At 67.6% G+C, this 18286-nt stretch carries 15 protein-coding genes, 1 tRNA gene and 3 pseudogenes; 8 read left to right on the top strand and 11 right to left on the bottom strand.

Annotated elements, in window-relative coordinates; translation table 11 throughout:
• Nucleotides 1–169: 169 nt before the first annotated feature.
• The 7 genes from ACFY9V_RS32025 to ACFY9V_RS31995 form a co-directional block, all read right to left on the bottom strand.
• On the bottom strand, nucleotides 170–931 hold the full coding sequence (locus tag ACFY9V_RS32025) for an isocitrate lyase/phosphoenolpyruvate mutase family protein (protein WP_391163975.1): 762 nt from the start codon (nucleotides 929–931) through the stop codon (nucleotides 170–172).
• Nucleotides 928–1374, bottom strand: a complete 447-nt coding sequence (locus ACFY9V_RS32020) for a carboxymuconolactone decarboxylase family protein (protein WP_391163974.1) — start codon at nucleotides 1372–1374, stop codon at nucleotides 928–930. Before ACFY9V_RS32020 ends, ACFY9V_RS32025 begins: the two co-directional genes overlap by 4 nt.
• A gap of 119 nt (nucleotides 1375–1493) precedes the next feature.
• Nucleotides 1494–2177 carry an NAD(P)-binding domain-containing protein gene (locus ACFY9V_RS32015; protein ID WP_391047146.1) on the bottom strand — a complete coding sequence of 228 codons (684 nt, stop codon included), beginning with the start codon at nucleotides 2175–2177 and terminating at the stop codon, nucleotides 1494–1496.
• Nucleotides 2178–2420: 243 nt separating this feature from the next.
• Entirely contained in the window at nucleotides 2421–3524 is a 1104-nt protein-coding gene (locus ACFY9V_RS32010; protein WP_391163973.1) for a methyltransferase domain-containing protein, read from the bottom strand.
• A gap of 132 nt (nucleotides 3525–3656) precedes the next feature.
• Nucleotides 3657–4154, bottom strand: a complete 498-nt coding sequence (locus ACFY9V_RS32005) for a DUF6907 domain-containing protein (protein ID WP_391163972.1) — start codon at nucleotides 4152–4154, stop codon at nucleotides 3657–3659.
• Nucleotides 4148–4324: a hypothetical protein gene (locus ACFY9V_RS32000; RefSeq protein ID WP_391163971.1), complete on the bottom strand. Its 177-nt coding sequence runs from the start codon at nucleotides 4322–4324 to the stop codon at nucleotides 4148–4150. Before ACFY9V_RS32000 ends, ACFY9V_RS32005 begins: the two co-directional genes overlap by 7 nt.
• Before the next feature lie 271 nt (nucleotides 4325–4595).
• Entirely contained in the window at nucleotides 4596–5102 is a 507-nt protein-coding gene (locus tag ACFY9V_RS31995; protein ID WP_391163970.1) for an ATP-binding protein, read from the bottom strand.
• Between the two features lie 244 nt (nucleotides 5103–5346).
• On the opposite strand from ACFY9V_RS31995, the gene ACFY9V_RS31990 reads away from it, so the two are divergent.
• Together ACFY9V_RS31990 and ACFY9V_RS31985 are read left to right on the top strand one after the other, a co-directional pair.
• Nucleotides 5347–6603, top strand: coding sequence for a twin-arginine translocation signal domain-containing protein (locus ACFY9V_RS31990; RefSeq protein WP_391163969.1), 1257 nt, complete (start codon nucleotides 5347–5349; stop codon nucleotides 6601–6603).
• Between the two features lie 482 nt (nucleotides 6604–7085).
• The gene (locus ACFY9V_RS31985) at nucleotides 7086–9230 is read left to right on the top strand and encodes a hypothetical protein (protein WP_391163968.1); all 2145 of its coding nucleotides are present in this window, start codon (nucleotides 7086–7088) and stop codon (nucleotides 9228–9230) included.
• A gap of 72 nt (nucleotides 9231–9302) precedes the next feature.
• On the opposite strand, the gene ACFY9V_RS31980 is transcribed toward ACFY9V_RS31985, so the two are convergent.
• Nucleotides 9303–9797 carry a deaminase gene (locus ACFY9V_RS31980; protein ID WP_391164003.1) on the bottom strand — a complete coding sequence of 165 codons (495 nt, stop codon included), beginning with the start codon at nucleotides 9795–9797 and terminating at the stop codon, nucleotides 9303–9305.
• A gap of 58 nt (nucleotides 9798–9855) precedes the next feature.
• Here ACFY9V_RS31980 and ACFY9V_RS31975 point away from each other — a divergent pair.
• Nucleotides 9856–10705: pseudogene (locus ACFY9V_RS31975) on the top strand (IS5 family transposase).
• Between the two features lie 16 nt (nucleotides 10706–10721).
• Here ACFY9V_RS31975 and ACFY9V_RS31970 read toward each other — a convergent pair.
• Nucleotides 10722–10949, bottom strand: a pseudogene (locus ACFY9V_RS31970) (UTRA domain-containing protein); the annotation flags it as partial.
• A 26-nt stretch (nucleotides 10950–10975) separates the two neighbouring features.
• Between ACFY9V_RS31970 and ACFY9V_RS31965 the strand changes: the two are divergent.
• Nucleotides 10976–11131 (top strand): annotated as a pseudogene (locus ACFY9V_RS31965) (site-specific integrase); the annotation flags it as partial.
• Between the two features lie 42 nt (nucleotides 11132–11173).
• Here ACFY9V_RS31965 and ACFY9V_RS31960 read toward each other — a convergent pair.
• Both ACFY9V_RS31960 and ACFY9V_RS31955 read right to left on the bottom strand, forming a co-directional pair.
• The gene (locus ACFY9V_RS31960; protein ID WP_391163967.1) at nucleotides 11174–11689 is read right to left on the bottom strand and encodes a hypothetical protein; all 516 of its coding nucleotides are present in this window, start codon (nucleotides 11687–11689) and stop codon (nucleotides 11174–11176) included.
• Nucleotides 11690–12210: 521 nt separating this feature from the next.
• Nucleotides 12211–12285, bottom strand: a tRNA-Cys gene (locus ACFY9V_RS31955).
• Between the two features lie 312 nt (nucleotides 12286–12597).
• Between ACFY9V_RS31955 and ACFY9V_RS31950 the strand changes: the two genes are divergently transcribed.
• The 4 genes from ACFY9V_RS31950 to ACFY9V_RS31935 all read left to right on the top strand — a co-directional run bounded on the left by ACFY9V_RS31950 (nucleotide 12598) and on the right by ACFY9V_RS31935 (nucleotide 18282).
• A complete protein-coding gene (locus ACFY9V_RS31950; RefSeq protein WP_391164002.1) occupies nucleotides 12598–14010 on the top strand; it encodes an MFS transporter in 1413 nt (470 codons plus the stop codon).
• Nucleotides 14011–14190: 180 nt separating this feature from the next.
• Nucleotides 14191–15981 (top strand): DEAD/DEAH box helicase, encoded by a 1791-nt coding sequence (locus ACFY9V_RS31945; RefSeq protein WP_355343030.1) that lies wholly within the window; start codon nucleotides 14191–14193, stop codon nucleotides 15979–15981.
• A gap of 242 nt (nucleotides 15982–16223) precedes the next feature.
• Nucleotides 16224–16964: a helix-turn-helix domain-containing protein gene (locus ACFY9V_RS31940; RefSeq protein WP_355343033.1), complete on the top strand. Its 741-nt coding sequence runs from the start codon at nucleotides 16224–16226 to the stop codon at nucleotides 16962–16964.
• Nucleotides 16965–17487: 523 nt separating this feature from the next.
• A complete protein-coding gene (locus ACFY9V_RS31935; RefSeq protein WP_355343036.1) occupies nucleotides 17488–18282 on the top strand; it encodes a S16 family serine protease in 795 nt (264 codons plus the stop codon).
• Nucleotides 18283–18286: the final 4 nt, after the last annotated feature.

Below are 18286 nucleotides of genomic sequence, written 5' to 3'. Positions count from 1 at the left end.
TCCAGGCGGTGCCCGGTACGTGCGAGCGCAAGGCGCCGGGGCGGCCTCGTAGCGGAGCTATCCCGGGCGGGTTGAGCTTGTCAGGGGCGCGGCCGCGGCTGAGCGTGCCGGTCCACCGCGCCCCTGGACAACGTGGCCCGGCGCCTTTACGCGGCGCGCGCCAGGCGGGTCACAGGCGCATGCCGGTCGCCATGTCGCGGACGGCTTCCAGGGCTTGTTGCTGGAGGCCGCCGCCGAAGGTGACGCGGGTGGCGCCGAGGAAGGCCAGCTCGCGGGGGGACGGCCCGCCGGGACGGCAGAGGGCGTTGAGGGGGAGCGGGACGGCTTCGGCGATCTCGGCGAGGAGGGCGGGCGGGGCGAGGATCGGGTAGACGCAGTCGGCTCCGGCGGCGGCGTAGAGCAGCCCGCGCTCGACGGCGGCCCCGGTCGTACGGTCGCCGCGCAGAAACGTGTCGATGCGCGCGTTGACGACCAACGCGTCCCCGGCGGCGGCGCGTACGGCCGCGAGCCGGTCCGCCTGCCGCCGGGGCTCGACCAGCCCCCTGGACCCCGGCTCGGAGTCCTCCAGATTGCACCCGACGGCCCCGGCCTCCAGCAGCCGCTCGACCAACTCCTCGGGCGCCAGCCCGTATCCGGCCTCGACGTCGGCCGACACGGGGACGTCCACGGCGCGGGTGATCCGCCGGATCGCGGCGAACATCTCGTCGGCGGGCGCCTCGCCGTCCTCGTACCCCAGCGACGCCGACACCCCGGCGCTGGGCGTCGCCAGCGCCGGGAAGCCCGCGTCCGCGAACACCCGCGCGCTGGCCGCGTCCCACGGCCCGGGCAGCACCAACGGATCGGCGGCGTCCCGCCCGTGATGCAGCGCCAGCAGCGCCTTCGCGCCCCCCGCCCCGGCCCCCGCCCCGGCCCCGGCCCCGGCGCCGCTCACGTGCTCGCCGCCGGCTGCGTCCTGAACGTCACGTTGAACCGGTTCCACGCGTTGATCGCCACGATCGCGGCCCCCAGGCGCGCCAACTCGTCCGCGTCGAAGTGCTCCGCCGCCCGCGCGTACACCTCGTCCGGCACGAACCCGTCCGTCAGCAGCGTCACCGCCTCCGTCAGCGCCAGCGCCGCCCGCTCCTTCTCGCTGTAGACGCCGTCGACCTCTTCCCACGCGCTCAGCAGGAAGATCCGCTGGTCGCTCTCCCCGGCCTTCCGCGCGTCCTTGATGTGCATGTCCAGGCAGAACGCGCACCGGTTGATCTGCGACGCCCTGATCTTCACCAGTTCCGCGACCACGGGGTCGAGCCCCTTCGCCGCCGCCTGGCTGAACCCCAGCATCGCCCGGAACGCGTCCGGCGCGTGCTTCGCGTAATCCACTCGCTCACTCATACCGACGACGCTACGGCCTGATCGCCCCGCGCCGTTGTACCACTCCCGCCCCAAATCCCTGGGCCAATCGCGGCGGGAGCGGACGGGCGGCCCGGCTTCGGGGCCTGGCTGACCCGGCTTCAGCTCTCCGCCGCCGCCAGGGCCGCCTCGATGTCGGCGACGGAGGCCGGCGCGGGGGGCTCGGCCATGAAGTCGGCGACCGACTTGTCCGCGTAGGGCAGCCCGTACGCCGCCGTGCCGGGCTGGAACCGCCGGCCCTCGGCGAGCGGCCCGGCGTCCACCGTGTCGAAGCCGAGCAGATCGAGCAGCTCAGCGGCGTGCGCCTTCGCGTCGGCGTCGTCACCGGCGATGGGCAGGGCGCTGCGGTCGGCCGCTCCCGCCGGACGCGGCAGCGCCGCCAGGTGCTTGAAGAAGATGTTGTTGAACGCCTTCACCACGTGGGCACCGTCCAGATACCCCTGGAGCAGCCCGCTGTCGGTGGTCTTCTTCTCGACCAGCTCGGCGATGTCGCCGTCGCGCTGCGGGTAGTAGTTGCCGGTGTCGATCACGGTCTTGCCCGCCAGCGGCTCCCGCGGAATCCGCGGGTACGCCTTGACCGGGACCGTCACCACCACCCAGTCCCCGGCGGCGGCGGCCTCCGCCGCCGTGCCCGCGCGGGCTCGTGGACCGAGCTCCGCGACGAGGTCCGCGAGGGTTTCCGGCCCCCGTGAGTTGCTGAGCACCACGTCGAGCCCGCTGTCGACCGCCAGCCGAGCCAGGGTGCCGCCGATGTTTCCGCTGCCGATCAGTCCCAAAGTCGCCATACCGGCGGCAACCGCCACGGCCACGTCAGTATTTCCGCCGGTCCGGTCGTTCACCCTGTCAGCGGCGCCGGTGCGGCCCGAGTGCGAGGAGCACGTCGCCGAGCTGGGCGGCGGTCAGGGGTGGCGCGGGCAGGGTTTTCGCCTTCGGCGGCGTCTTCGGCGGCGTCTTCGGCAGGGGCTCCGGCCCGGCCCGGAAGCCGTCCAGGAGCCTCTCCCCGATTCGTGCCTGGAGAGTGATGTCGCTCAGATACCCCAGGACTCGGCCGGATCGTCCAGCCACACGTACTGCCCGTCGGCGTCGACCGTCAGCCCGAAGCGCTCGACCCCCGGCTTTCCCCGGCCCGTCCACCAGCGGAAGGCGGCCTCCACCTCGTCCCACAGCCGACGCGGCCCGTACTGGTGGACCGTGGACGCGGGCCGGCCGTCGCGGAAGGTCACGACGGCCCATGACGTGTCGGTGAGACCGTAGAACCAGACCGGCCGCGTGTCCCCGCGCTTCTCGGCCGCGGCCTGTACGCACCCGGGCACCCGCAGCCCCAACGCGAAGGGGCCCGCGGTGTACCGCCCGGTGAGGAATTCCGCCTCGGTGACTGTGGTCGTGGACGCGTCGGCGCCGTCCGTGCCCTCCTGCGATATGTCATCGCCGTGCCGTACGGCAGCCCTCCGCTGGGCGCGGAGCTTCATGAACTCCACCAGCCGCGTGAACCGCCCCGACGCCGCCCCGTCCCCGACGACCAGCCGTGCCACGGCGTCACCGTTCCCGTAATGCGTCCCCCACGGCGCCACGACGATCCCGCCGGGTGCCGTCTGCTCGACCCAGGCGTACGGGATCTCGCGCATCCCGCACGTGGCGATGACCCGGTCGTACGGCGCGCCCGGCAGGTGCCCGCCGTATCCGTCCCCCGTCACCATCGTCGGGCCGAGCCCCGCCCTTCGCAGCGACTCCCGGGCCGCTGCCGCCACCGCCGCGTCCACCTCGACGGTCGTGACCTTCTCGCCGCCGAGCCGGTGCGTCAGCAGCCCCGCGTTCCACCCCGTCCCGGTGCCGATCTCCAGCACCGCGTTCCCGGGCCGCACCTCCAGGTCGCCGAGCATGGCGAACACGACGGACGGCATCGACGCCGAAGACGTCGACACCTTCCCCGGCGCCGTCCCGCTGTGCCGCCCGTCGTCCCACTGCGTCACGATCGGCACATCGGCCTCGGTGTACCCCAGCCACGCCGCCGGGTCCTCCGCCCTGCTCACGGCCACACTGGCCTGTGCGGTGAGGTCGAACGGCCACATCACCTCGGGCAGAAACGCCGCCCGCGGCACCGCCGCGAAAGCCGCCGCCCAATCGTCCGTCAACGGCACATCTCCTTTGCTCGAATTGCTGCGCTATCCGCTATCCGCTACGCGAGACACCGTGCGCGTAGTGTTCCGGCGACCTCTCCACGGACGGATCCGTCCTTCCCTCACAACGCCAGGAAGGGCAGCGTTTCAACTCACCGCGGATTGCTCGTGATTGCGCACACGGAAGTGTTGGTGGGATTCCCAGTCGCTTCGGGCACGTTGGAGAGCGGGAGCGACGTCGTTCTCGAAGTAGTCGGCTTGGGCGCGGAGTTTGACGGCGAGGGCGACGATGTCGTCGGGTGTGAGGTTGTCGATCCAGAGGTCGTCGACAACGCGGACATTGGCGAACGGGACCCGTTCCTGTACGTCTTCGCTGTAGGGGTAGCAAGTGATGCTGCCGCTGAAGACGCTGGCCTCGGCCTCGCCGGCCCGGCCGTTGTCGTCCGCGTACGCAGGGTTGTGGATGCGTATCGGCTGCCCGTCGAAGGGGCTCCAGTGCGTCAGGTCGATCAGCTCGGTGGAGAGCCTCTCGGGAAGGATGTCCGTTCTGCTGGGATCTTCGGCGGCCCAGGAGGGCAGGTAACCGGTCACGGTGATACCGCTCTTGGTGCTGATCGACCAGGTCCTGCTCGGTGCCGTCACCATGTCTCGACGGGCATGGAGTCGAGTTGGTAACTGTGTGCTCCGGGGTGGTCGGCGAATTCGCAGCAGGGCTCGCGTGAGTCCGCGCTGATCGACGGACAGTCCGGAAGCACGTCGAGGGCGATGGGGCGTGCGCCATCTGACCAGCGGGCCCACACGGCTCCGCTGGTCACGCCCGGCAGGCTGATGACGAGTGCGAAGTGGTCTCCAGCACTGTGAAGTTGGAGATGGCACCGTAAGTCCTGCTCAAGATCGGCGTCATCCGCAGTCCTGTGCCGCCCCGGGAGGCGGAGAGCCTGCTGGATGAGGGGCACCGGAAGCCTGGTGGTCTCGCCGCAGATGGGGAGGAGCGTCATCACAAATGGCTTTCCTTGCTGATACGGATACGGATACGGGCTGTGGTGAGGCGTCGTCGCGCGTCGGGGTCGAGAGTGACCCGCGATGTCAACTAGTGCGGGCGCTGGCCGATATCGGGTGGCGGCGAGGACGTGCCCATCGGCTGGCGACGGCTCGCGTTGCCCGTCCGGGGAGGAGCAGGAGTCGGCGGCGGCAGCGCGGCTGTCCGGGAATTGTGATCGTGGCCCAGACCCGCTTGCCGCGCTTCGTGGGCTCCGCGCCGCTCTCGGCGGCCAGTTGATTGATGAGCCACATTCCGCGGCCGTCTTCCGCGTCGTCCGCGGCCAAGAGCATTCGCGGGAGGGCTGAGGAGTCGTCGTGGACCTCGACATGGATGAGGCGGGCGCTGGCCTTCATTTCGACGGTGAATTCCCGTCCGTCGCTGTGCTGGAGTGCGTTGGTGACCATCTCGGACACGACCGTGGCCAGTGCGAGAGCGCTGTCCTCGTCCAGCCGCAGACCCCAGTCGGTGGTCAGCTTTTCGACTCGCCGCCGGGCGGCAGGCACGGACGAGGGATCGCTAACCATGGAGAAGTTGCTGGAGTGGGCGCGCATGACGAGGGACCCTTCGACCGGGGGCAAGCCGTGATGGAGGAGTGGGATCGGTGCGCGAAGGGGAAGACGTAGTCGTCCGATTGCGTACCGTTGCTGTCGTTCGAGCCCTCAGTCAACTGCTGGCTGTGCATGATTGCGGGTGCCGGCGAGGGGTGCGTTTTTCACCGGGGGGCCGCTTTGGGGGGCCAGGATCCGTTGCCGGACTTTGAGACACTGGGGAGGCGGGCATGATGGCATCGGCGCCATGCTGCGGACGGTGCGCGAGTCCGCAGGACGCACCCGCGAGGAACAGGCCCTTGTCCTGCAAGAGGCGCAGGACGGCCGCTGGTTCGACCGGGAGAACCTCAAACGCTGGGAAACCGAACGCCGTTTACCCGTCCCCGCCTGGCACCCCCTGCTGGCGAAGGCGTACGGCCTGCCGGTGGAGAAGATCGTCCGGGCGGTCGCGGCGAGTAAGCAGTGGCGCAGACTTCGGAACCGCCCGGATAGTGGTGAGGGGGGAGAGGAGGGCACGGAGGTGGATCGACGACAGTTCCTCGGTGCGGCGGCGGCAGCGGCGGCGACGGGTGCGGTGGCTCTGCCCGGCATCGCGGAAGCGCGCCAGGGCATCAACGCGGCGCTAACTGGCTCCGATGCCGGTGACCTCGCCTATCTCGACGGTGCTTTCGAGCGGCACCGCGGCGGCTATCGCGGCCGTCCGCCCACCGTCGTCCTGACGCAGATGCGGGACGACCTCGACCTGTTGCGGGACGTCCTGAGCCGTCCGCACGCGGCTGCCGCGCGAGCCGACCTTGCCCGAACAGCCGCTGGCATCACCGGGCTTGTGGCGATCATCCAGCACGACCGCAGCGACCAGCGCGACGCGCACGGCTGGTTCAGCACCGCCGAGCAGGCCGCCCGCGAGTCCGGCGACCGGCAGATGCTCGCCTGGGCACTGGCACGGCACGCGATGGTGCCCCTCAACTACGGTGCTCCGAAAGCCGCCGCCGATCTCGCGGGTCGTGCCCGCGCCGAAGCCGGGCAGAGTCCGTCCGCCGCGGCGGCCCTGGCAGCGGCCGTCAACGCCCGCGCCCTCGCCGCCATCGGCGACCGGCAGGGAGCACTCCGCTCCGTCGCCGACGCCCGCCTCATCGCGGAACACCTGGACGGCACCCAGGCCGCCGACACCTGGTTCGGCTACCCCCTCCAGAAGCACCATGTCCACCTCTCCCAGGCGTTCACGCTCCTCGGCCGCACACGGGAGGCGTACGCCGAGCAGGAGGCCGCCCTCGCCCTCACCCGCTCGCCGTCCGTCATGACCCGCGCCCTGCTGGAGATGGACGCCGCGCTCTGCCTCCACTCCGACGGCGACCCGACCGCGGCAGCCGACAAGGCGGTCGCCGTCTGGGAACGGCTACCGCAGGCGTACCGCGACGGCCTCGTCCGAGCCCGCGCCGAGACCTTGCACCAAGTGCTTCCCGGCGCCGCCCACACCAGGCTCGGCGAAGCACTCGCGAGCTGATGACCGGGAGACGTGGCCGAGAGGCTGAGACGTTCGGCGGGTCCGGGACTGAGACGGGAACTGCGACGGACAACCAGAAGGGCGGCACCCTCATCGGGTGCCGCCCTCTTGATTTGCCTGGTCAAAGGCGGCTGGAGGCCGTGACCGGAATCGAACCGGCGTAACTCGCTTTGCAGGTACGTCCACGCTGGTCAGCGCCCGATCCAGAACCGTTCAACAGCGTCCGCACCCGTCCGCACGCAGAGATGACAGCGTCCAGCCGCACAGCCCCGAACGGCACCGTACTGCCGTGAACGAGACGGAAACTGAGATGGCAACGCTAGGGGCAAGATCGCTGTTGCCTGGCCACCAGCGCTGACTTCGACTCAAGATGCAACATATACGTACAGAAGTTACGGTTCTAAAATATCGTCTGTTTGGCAGACGGGAGCGGCAGTGAACTGCTATCCATACTGCGAGACGACCACTGAAGGAGAACGATGATGTTGCTCACGGACCTCTGCTCCGCCCTTGCCTCCCGCAGCGATTGGCTCGAACTGAAGTCGGCTGAATACGGATTAAAGATCATCAGCGAGTCGAACGAGAAGTACGAGGTGCCAGAGATAAGTGAGGCGTCGACGTGCGAACCGCTAAACCCGGCTCTCATACTTCTCACTGCACCCGCAGCCGTGGGTAAGAGCACGGCCGCAGAGTATATGAGTCATTTGCTTCACGCGCCTATTCTGGATCTTTCTACACTTCAAGTCGGTACAGGGACACTCGAAGGAGCGCTTTCCAAATCTCTCGGAATACAAGCAAGTGCAGATTTCCAGATTTCCCTAATAAAAGGGCATTCTGTGCTCCTCGTTGATGCGCTGGATGAGGCTGAGGTACGATCTGGGCAAGCTAATTTTAAGGCTTTTATACGAGGCTTGACGGACACGGCGCTTCAAATTACCGACGGCCCGTCTATGATAGTGATGTCGCGCGCGGAAAGTGCACAGTCACTTCAAAGTGTTTTTAAGGAGCAGGGTCTCCAGTTTTCATGTTACGAAATAGAGGCATTCAATCAAGAGCAGTCCGAGAGGTATCTCGATAAGCGTCTCGTAGAGGTTTACTCCAACACGGGAAGAGAATCCGTCCATCGCAAGCACGTGTTGCCGTTCTCAACGGCTCGTCAGAACCTCTTTGCTGCGCTTGCGTCGGCGATCAGCCCCTCGAAAGAAGATATCTGGGCTGATCAGGGTGTCCGAGACTTTCTTGGGTATGCACCGGTTCTCGACGTTGCGGCAGAATATCTAGCCGTAGATAATTTCGCCTCACTGACGAACGACTTCGGAAATAACAGCGGACCAGGGCTTGTGCACTGGAACTTAGTCGCAGCCGTGATTGATCAACTATTGTTGCGCGAGCAGGACAAGTTCCGGAATCAGTTCAAGGAGACGAGCCCCTTCCGGCGATATGGCGCTGCGAGGCTACTTGCCAATATGTACTCACCCGAGGAGCAGTGCGCGCGCCTTCTTTCTTATGTCGAGAATCTCCAACTCGATCTCGATGTCCCTGCCTCACTCCCTGTCGAACTCCGAGACTCTTACGAAAGTGCAGTGAGTACGCAACTCTCCAATCACCCGTTTCTCCGAGGTGCCGGATGGTTCAATGTAATATTCCGTGATTACGTGACCGCTCGTTCACTTGTCAGTCCAATTACCACTTCGACCGCTTCTTCAAGTATTCGAAAGACTCTACTTTCGGCCTCATGGAAGCACTCTCCTATGTACGGATACTTCTCTTATAGCTTGGGGAAGACCACAGGAGAGGACCTCGCCTACTGTCATTCTGAAGAAGTGGGTGCAATCTATGAGTCTTTGAAATCAATGTGCGAGTCGGGGGATGAGCTTTTCACCGCCGTGGTGGAGCACGGTAATCGACTCCTTGCTAGCTTCGCGGTTACCCGAATCGATGTAGACGGGTTTACTCTTGGACCTATTGTGTTCCTTACTCATGAGGGAACCAAAAGTATTTCCTTCCCGCGCGAACTGAGTCGCGCCAACATTTACAATGTGCCTGATGTGATGCTTGGAGGGGATCACATCTCGTTTAAGTTTGGTGATGGCGTCTACTTGTCCTGCCGAGATCTGCTGATCGCAGCCAAAGACGTGCAAGTGTATATCGGAGAAAGTGGCACCCCAGTCCTCATGAACGTCGGCTCCGTGCTCAGCGAAGGAGTAAAAGTACAGGCCGAAACCGCTGACCTGGCAATTTTCTCGTCCGATCTTCCGTACCCGTGGTCACGGTATCAGAAGACGATTGATCTTCAGGGCGTGCAGTCAGATGCGCGAGAAGCGCGAGCGCTTTTTCTCGAATTTCGGAGAATTATCCTTCGTTTCAAGAATGCTAAAGACGGCGAAGTGGCGGTATACCAGCCAATGATGGATAATCTGGTTATTGGCGAAAATAAACGCGCTCGAAGCGTCCTGGACTTTTTGCAAAGCATACAGTGTGTCAAATTGACGAGGAGTATGTATCTTCTTGATCTCAACGAGTACGCCAAGCTCAAGCTTTCTAGGTCGCAGCTCAGGGATCTGGAAACAAGTCCTGCGGTTAGCGAGGTCTCTCGGCGTCTTTTGGCCTTTTTCCGGAATTCGTGATCAGTATATTCTATGGGTCTGCGTGAGGTAATCCCTAACGGAAGGCCGTGCGCGACGCGCGCGTAAAAAATTTCATAGCTCGGTGACTACGGGTTCAGGCAGAGCGGCGGACCATGAGCGGAGCACCTCGGTTACTTGGAGACCGAGGGCTTCGCTGGCTGCATCCTCTCGGAGGGAACGTCGTTCCTCCGGGTACGTCATTTCGCGGTAGAGCTGCAAGTCTTCGAAGCCGTTCATCGCAACGTCGTGGCTCGTAGCGCCGAAGACGACGCGAGGTAGTCGGGCCCAGTAGCAGGTAACTAGGCACATTGGGCACGGCTCGCTGCTGGCGTACATGATGCCGTCCCAGAAAACGTGCCGGCCGAGGCTCTTGCCAGCGCTGCGGAGGGTCATCACTTCGGCGTGCGCGGTTGGGTCGGCAAGTTTAACGACGCTGCTCGTTCCCTCGCTCACGGTTTCTCCGCCTATCACTACAATTACTCCGAAGGGCGTCTCCCCTTCGTCTTCGAGCGCGTGACGGGCCAGATCGATTGCGTGAGCGAGGAATTCCCGATCTGCTTCCGACAGTGCAGTCTTTATGATGTTCCCTTACAACGGCTAACACAATGAGGTGGATCGCTCCTGGTTGCCGTTTCCAGGGCGGCAGTTGAGCGTTCGGTCCTCTGTGGGGACATCACCGTGGATCGTGTCGGATGAGCTGTGGGATCACCTGGAGCCGCTGCTGCCGCAGCGCGAGCGCAGGTTCCGGTACCCGGGCCGTAAGCCGTTGCCGGACCGGGATGTGCTGTGCGGGATCTTGTACGTGCTTTACACCGGGACCCAGGGGGGTACTTGCCTCAGGAACTCGGCTTCGGCTCGGGCTTGACGTGCTGGCGCCGTCTGAGGGAATGGAACGAGGCCGGAGTGTGGCAGCGGCCGCACGAGGCCCTGCTGGCCGGGCTGACTGCGGCCTCGCGGCTGCACTGGTCCCGCTGCGTGGTCGACTCGTCCCATCTCAGAGCGCTAAAAGGGGGATCCATATGGGCCCCTCGCCGGTCGACCGAGGCCGGGCCGACTCGAAGCACCACCTGATCACCGACGGGCACGGCACCCCGCTCGCCGTCCTGCTGACCGGCGGCAACCGCAACGATGTCACTCAACCTCTGCCCTTGCTCGACGCGATCCCACCGGTCCGCGGCCGAATCGGTAGGCCCCGCCGCAGACCGGACTCGCTGTTCCCCGACCGCGGCTACGACCACGACATTTACAGCGACCAGGTCAGCGCACGTGGAATCGTGCCCGCGATCGCCCACCGCGGCGCCCTGCACGGCACCGGACTGGGCACCTACCGCTGGGTGGTCGAGCGGAGTTTTGCGTGGCTGCACGGCTTCCGACGTCTGCGCATCCGATGGGAACGGCGAGCCGACATCCACGAAGCGTTCCTCAAACTCGCCTGCTGCCTCATCACCCACCGACAACTCGGCTCGTTGTGTTAGCCGTTGTTAGGCTGCTTCAGGACTTGGAGCTTGTCTTTTTCCGCCAGGGCTTGAGCGTGGTCGCGAAGCGCAGTTCGGTGCGATCGGCCGGGTACTCCGCGTCGGAGATCTCGACTGTTTGGTTGTCAGCGTCCAGTGAGATTCGGCGGCAGAGCAGGAGCGGAACGCCGTCGGGAAGGTCCCACAGTTGGGCCTCCACAGCGGTGGGTATCCTTCCCGTGACCTGGTCCACCATGCACACGACCTCGACGCCGACGGCTGAGAGTTGGTGCTGTCACGGCCATGACCGCCCGCTATCAGCACATGGTGGACGCGGTACGGATGGACGTCGCCCGACAGGTCGACGGCCTGATCTGGAAGCCCGAGACGGATCGGCCGGACGATGACGACGATGGCGCGGCCGGAGCACTCGTGCCAGCTCGCTAAGTCAGGCTTGCGGGTCGCAAGAAGCCCATCGACCTCTGTGATTCAGGCGCCGTGGGCTTCTGTACGTCCGTCGCCTACCTGGTTCCGGACGGTGCTGGTCTGAGGACTGACCAATGGGATTCCCAAAGATGCGCGGGCTACGTCCGACAAGTAGGCGGGCCCAACTTTTTCTACAATTGCGATCGCATCAAGCGTGCAGCTCCTCGCCTCGCCGCGAAGTAGGCGGCCGTATTCGGATGGCTGCGCCGGGTCGTTCGAATAACCGCTTTCCTTGAGATGAACTAGACCATCACGCGTTCTGCGGAGATGCTGGAATCTCTCCCAGTAGACAGTGCCTTTGATTCCTGGCTTTCCGGTAGGCAAGGGGATGATTCTGTCAAGCTTCTCCGGAGTCGACAGGCGACGTGCCATGTCCTGTTTCCCCAGTGTGACGGTTTCGCCCTTCGCGTTGACCTTGTCCAGTGTGGCCTGGTCTGGAAGGTTCGCAATCAGATCGTTCAGAAGTGCCTCAACTGCGGCGTAGGCGAGCAACACGGCGCTGACCAACTCTGAGATCAAACGCCAACTGCTGGTCCTGAACTGTGCGACCCCCACCCGAATCAATCCTGACGCTCGACAGGGTGCGATTCCGAAGCTGCTCTCCCCGATCGGAGTGCCTTTTTGCTTCGACGAGATAGAAAACAACAAAGTCCGGTGACGGAAAGTGGACTAGCGTTCCGTCGTCAAGGGGCACCGGCTGAATGGCAGCGACAACCGCTCCGGCTCTATGGGCATGTTGGATAGTGCCGCCAAGGGGAACGTCTTGGGCAAGGAAGGTGTGCCGCAGTCTCGGATCTGGGCGCCCCTGCTTCTTCCGCTTGCTACGGTTTCGAGATGCCATGCCCCATGGCGAGGAGTACGGCCGATGCAACACAAGCGCTTTACGGTACTTCGACGGCTACGTAAGCCATTACAGGTTCGGGGCGGGCCGTACCCGCGCGTCCTGGGACGTCTGACTGAGACGGGAACTGAGACGGACCACCAGAAGGGCGGCACCCTCATTGGGTGCCGCCCTTCTGATTTGCCTGGTCAAAGGCGACTGGAGGCCGTGACCGGAATCGAACCGGCGTAACTCGCTTTGCAGGCGAGTCCCTCAACCACTCGGGCACACGGCCAGGTGTGTGTGCGGTGTGGTTCGACCTTCGCGGGTGGGGCGGGGGTGGGTCAAGGGTGGGGGAGGGTGTGCAACGGGACTGCCATACGGCGTTCATGAACGGGGGCGCGGGCCGGGGCGGGAAGGCGGCCGGGACGGAGGTGGGACGAGGGCGGGGCGTAGGGCGAAAGGCGGAGGGAAAGGGGGTCGCAGGGCAGGGGTGAAAGGGGCTGATGCCCCTTACCCTTGGCTGGTGACTGCCTCCGACACTCGCCGTGACCAGCGGCTTCCTGGAATCGACCCCGAGACCGCCCCGGACGCGCCGGAAGGCGTGATGGGGCGGTCGTACCGCGCGCTGACCCTGGGCATCGTGTCGGTGGTGCTGATGATCGCGTTCGAGGCGACCGCGGTGGGGACGGCGATGCCGATCGCGGCGCGGGAGCTGGACGGTCTCGGGCTGTACGCGTTCGCGTTCTCGGGGTATTTCACGACGTCGCTGCTCGCGATGGTGGTCAGCGGGCAGTGGTGCGACCGGTCGGGGCCGCTGCCGCCGCTGGCGGCGGGCATCGGCGGATTCGCGGCGGGACTGGTGATCAGCGGGACCGCCCAGTCGATGTGGCCGTTCGTGCTCGGCCGGGCCGTGCAGGGGCTCGGCGGCGGGCTCGTGATCGTCGCGCTGTACGTGGTGGTCGGCCGGGCGTATCCGGAACGGCTGCGGCCCTCGGTGATGGCCGCCTTCGCGGCGTCGTGGGTGGTGCCGTCGATCGTCGGGCCGCTGGTGTCGGGGACGGTCACCGAGCACCTCGGCTGGCGCTGGGTGTTCCTGGCCATCCCGGTCCTGGTGGCGCTGCCGCTCGCCGTCATGCTGCCGCCGCTGCGGCGGGCCGCGCACGCCCCCGACCCGGCCCCCGAGACGCTGCCCGAGGCCCCCGAGCCGGTCGCGCCGCCCGTACGGGACGGGCGGCGGATCTGGTACGCGGTGGCGCTCGCGACGGGCGCGGCGCTGTTGCAGTACGCGGGCCAGGACATCAGCCCGCTCTCGGTGATACCGGCCGTCGCGGGCATCGTGCTGCTCGTACCGTCCGCGCTGCGGCTGCTGCCGCCCGGCACCTTCCGCGCGGTGCGCGGGCTGCCCACGGTGATCCTGATGCGCGGGATCGCGGCGGGCACCTTCATCGCCGCCGAGAGCTTCATCCCGCTGATGCTGGTCACCCAGCGCGGCCTGTCCGCGACCATGGCGGGGCTGTCGCTGGCGGGCGCCGGGCTCACCTGGGCGCTCGGCTCGTACGTCCAGGCCCGCCCGCGCCTGGCGCCCGTCCGCGAACGCCTCGCGCAGTTCGGCATGGTGCTGTCCGCCGCCGCCATCTGCGGCGCCTCCCTCGCGCTCGTCCAGTCCGTACCGGTGTGGATCGTGGCCGTCGCCTGGTGCGCGGGCGGCCTCGGCATGGGCCTGGTCATCTCCACCCTCAGCGTGCTGATGCTGGAGCAGTCCGCCCCCGCGGAGGCCGGCGCCAACTCCGCCGCCCTCCAGGTCTCCGACGCCCTCTCCAACGTCCTCCTGGTCGCCGCCGCCGGCACCGTCTTCGCCGCCCTCGGCGGCGGCACGGTCGGCGCCGCGGCCGACGCGAGCACCACCACGACGGCACACCCCGCCGCCTTCGCCGCCGTCTTCCTCCCCGCCGCCGCCCTGGCCCTCGTGGGCGCCTTCGTAGCGGCCCGCCTGCGCCCCCACCCGAAATCGGCGTGAGACCGACCGCCTGCGACCGGGACGGCGTATCACCGTACGAGACGGCGTCCGCGCGCCCGTATGTGAGCTGAGTCGCACACGGGCGGCGCGGTGGCGTCGGGACGGGGGTGAGGGGGTGCGGCCGGTAGGCTGAGGCGGTTTTCGTACCGACCCGCCGCGAGACGAACCTCAACGGAGACCGTGACTACCACCGCCGCATCGCACCCGCACCATCTGTCTCCCGCCTTCCCCGGGCGCGCGCCCTGGGGGACGGCGAACAAGCTTCGGGCCTGGCAGCAGGGGGCCATCGACGCGTACGTCGCCAAGCAGCCGCGGGACTTCCTCGCGGTGGCGACACCCGGCGCCGGGAAGACCACCTTCGCGCTGTCGCTGGCGTCGTATCTGCTCCACAACCACCTGGTGCAGCAGATCACGGTGGTGGCGCCCACCGAGCACCTGAAGACGCAGTGGGCGGACGCGGCGGCGCGGATAGGGATCAAGCTGGACCCGGAGTACAGCGCGGGCCCCGTCGGCAAGGAGTACCACGGCGTCGCCGTGACGTACGCGGGCGTCGGGGTGCGGCCGATGCTGCACCGCAACCGCTGCGAGCAGCGCAAGACGCTGGTGATCCTGGACGAGATCCACCACGCGGGCGACAGCAAGTCGTGGGGCGAGGCGTGCCTGGAGGCGTTCGACCCGGCGACGCGGCGGCTGGCGCTGACCGGGACGCCGTTCAGGTCGGACACCAACCCGATCCCCTTCGTGGTGTACGAGGAGGGCAACGACGGCATCCGCCGCAGCGCCGCCGACTACACGTACGGGTACGGCAACGCGCTCAACGACGGCGTCGTGCGCCCGGTGATCTTCCTCAGCTACAGCGGCAACATGCGCTGGCGCACCAAGGCGGGCGACGAGATCGCGGCGCGCCTGGGCGAGCCGATGACGAAGGACGCCATCGGGCAGGCGTGGCGGACCGCGCTCGCGCCGACCGGCGACTGGATCCCGAACGTGCTGAAGGCCGCCGACCAGCGGCTGACCGAGGTCCGCAAGGGCATCCCGGACGCGGGCGGCCTGGTGATCGCCACCGACCAGGACTCGGCCCGCGCCTACGCCAAGCTGCTCAAGGAGATCTCCGGGCACAAGCCGACCGTCGTGCTCTCCGACGACCCCGGCTCCTCCAAGCGGATCGAGAAGTTCAGCGAGTCCGAGGACCGGTGGATGGTCGCGGTCCGGATGGTGTCGGAGGGCGTCGACGTGCCCCGCCTCGCGGTCGGCGTGTACGCCACGACGATCTCGACGCCGCTGTTCTTCGCGCAGGCCGTGGGCCGTTTCGTACGGTCGCGGCGGCGCGGCGAGACGGCGTCGGTGTTCGTTCCGACCATCCCGATGCTGCTGGAATTCGCCAACGAGATGGAGGTCGAGCGCGACCACGTGCTCGACAAGCCCAAGAAGCAGGGCGAGGAGGACCCCTTCGCGGAGGAGGACAAGCTCCTCGCGGACGCGGAGAAGGCCGAGGACGAGGCCACCGAGGAGGACATGCTGCCCTTCGAGGCGCTGGAGTCCGACGCGGTCTTCGACCGGGTGCTGTACGACGGGGCCGAGTTCGGCATGCAGGCGCATCCGGGCAGCGAGGAGGAGCAGGACTACCTCGGCATCCCCGGACTCCTCGAACCGGACCAGGTCCAGATACTGCTGCAGAAGCGGCAGGCCCGGCAGATCGCCCACAGCCGGAAGAAGCCGGACGAAGAGGCCGATCTGCTCGAACTCCCCGCCGAGCGGCGCCCGATCGTCACCCACCGCCAACTGCTCGAACTGCGCAAGCAGTTGAACACGCTCGTGGCCGCGTACAACCATCAGAGCGGTAAGCCGCACGGGGTGATTCACACCGAATTGCGCCGTGCGTGCGGCGGGCCGCCGAGCGCCGAGGCGACGGCGGGACAGCTCGGCGAGCGGATCAAGAAGGTGCAGGAGTGGGCGACCCGAATGCGATGATGTCGGCCGTATTGTAGAGGGTGGATCTCCAAAGTCGGGTCAAGCCAGCGCCCGGATTGTGGACGACCCCTTCCGCTGAGCGGTACCCGCTCGCTACGGTGCCGGTCACGCACGCGCCGTGGCAGTGCAGCCGCGGAGCGCAGCCGGTATGACGACTACCGGCGGCCTCTCCGCGCACTGCCGCGGGACCGGCAGTGCGTTACCGCCGTGGAGATGGCCGCCGCCTACGAGGAGGGGGCGTCGTGACCGCGGAGACGTCTCAAACGCTTGACCGGGGCCTGCGGGTTCTCAAGCTGCTCGCCGACACCGACCACGGCCTGACGGTGACCGAGCTGGCCGCCAAACTCGGTGTGAACCGGACGGTGGTCTACCGCTTGCTGGCCACGCTGGAGCAGCATTCGCTGGTCCGCCGTGACCTCGGCGGCCGGGCGCGCGTCGGACTGGGCGTGCTCGGTCTGGCCCACCAGGTGCACCCGCTGCTGCGCGAGGCCGCACTGCCCGCGTTGCGCTCGCTCGCCGAGGAGATCGGGGCGACCGCCCACCTGACCCTCGTCGACGGCAGCGAGGCGCTGGCCGTCGCCGTCGTGGAGCCGACCTGGACCGACTACCACGTGGCCTATCGCACCGGCTTCCGGCACCCGCTGGACCGCGGGGCCGCGGGGCGCGCCATTCTCGCCGGGCGGGGCATGCAGCCGACGCCCGACGGGTCGCGCTGGGAGCGGTTCGTCGAGGAGGAGTCCCTGGGCGCCCGCCCGGCCGAGGGGCCGCCCGCCGCCCATACCGTCACCGCCACCGAGCCGGTCCGGTACGTCCTCACCCACGGCGAGCTGGAGGCCGGTGCCAGCGGGGCCGCCGCGCCCCTCCTGGGCGTCCCCGGCATCGAGGGGAGCGTCGGCGTCGTCATGCTCGCCGACTCGGTCCCCGAGAGGGTCGGTGCGCGCGTCGTGGAGGCCGCCACGGAGGTCGCCGACGCCCTGCGCTAGGGCGCTGAGCCTCCCCACAAGGGTGCGCCCCCAGGCCCCCGGGCCCGTGCCGGGTCCTTTGCCGGGACGCCGGCTACGCGTCTTCACGGGCCCGGCCCAAGGGGGCTCCTTTGCTGGGACGCCAGCTACGCGTTTTGGGCCGCTGCCCTTGAGAGGGTGCTTTGCTGGGGGCGGTGGGCCGTGTTTTTGGGGGGCGCGGGGAACTGCGCGGCCAGCCATGGTGCTGCCGCAGGTCACCACCGGCCCCGGCGGGGCTGTTCGGTTGGGTCCGGGCCACCGGCCGGTGGTGGGTTGCTCGCGCAGTTCCTCGCGCCCCTGGCGGGGCGCTGGTCGTGCGTGCGTGCGGGTAGCTGGGGCCCGGCCCCGGGGCGGTTGCTTTGCCGGTCCCGGCGGGGCGGTTCGGTTGTTGGCGGGCCACCGGCCGGTGGTGGGTTGCTCGCGCAGTTCCTCGCGCCCCTGGCGGGGCGCTGGTCGTGCGGGGGCGTGGCCGCGAGGGCGGGGGGTGTGAAATAGGGTCGGCGGCATGCGTAGAAGCAGCGTCTCCCGGCGGACCGTGACTCTGGCCGTCTGCGGAGCAGTCACGGCCGGGCTGCTGGCCGTCGCGGCCCTCGCCCCGCTCCCCATCTCGATCGTGGAGCCGGGGCTGACGGCGAACGTGCTGGGGGCGGACCAGGGGACGCAGGTGATCACGGTGAGCGGGACACCGGTGCGCAGGACGAGCGGGCAACTGCGGATGGTGACGATCCAGGCGACGTCACCGGACGCCTCGGTGCACGTCACCGACGTGCTGAAGGCGTGGTTCAAGAAGGACCAGGCGGCGATGCCGCGCGACTCGGTCTATCCCACCGGCGGCTCGGTGAAGGAGATCGAGAAGGCGAACCGCAAGGAGATGACCGATTCGCAGGACGCGGCGACGACGGCCGCGCTCAAGCACCTCGGGCTCTCACCGTCCAAGGTGAAGGTCGATCTCCAGCTCGCCGACGTCGGCGGCCCCAGCGCCGGGCTGCTCTTCGCACTCGGCATCATCGACAAGATCAACGGCGACGGCCACGGCGGCGACCTCACCGGCGGCCGGACCATCGCGGGCACCGGGACCATCGACGCCTCGGGCAAGGTCGGCGCGGTCGGCGGGGTGCCGCTGAAGGAGCAGGCCGCCCGCCGCGACGGCGCGACCGTCTTCCTCGTGCCGCGCGGCGAGTGCTCCGACGCCAAGGCGGAGCTGCCCGACGGGCTCAGGCTGGTCCCGGTCAACGACCTGGACGGCGCGCTGGCGGCCCTGGCCGCCCTGGACAAGGGCGGAAAGCTGCCGACCTGCTAGACGG

The sequence above is a fragment of the Streptomyces sp. NPDC008317 genome, assembly GCF_042955955.1.
In the GTDB taxonomy this organism is placed as follows: domain Bacteria; phylum Actinomycetota; class Actinomycetes; order Streptomycetales; family Streptomycetaceae; genus Actinacidiphila.
The sequence above is the reverse complement of the archived record's forward strand: the minus strand, read 5'-3'. Positions and strand labels throughout refer to the sequence as shown.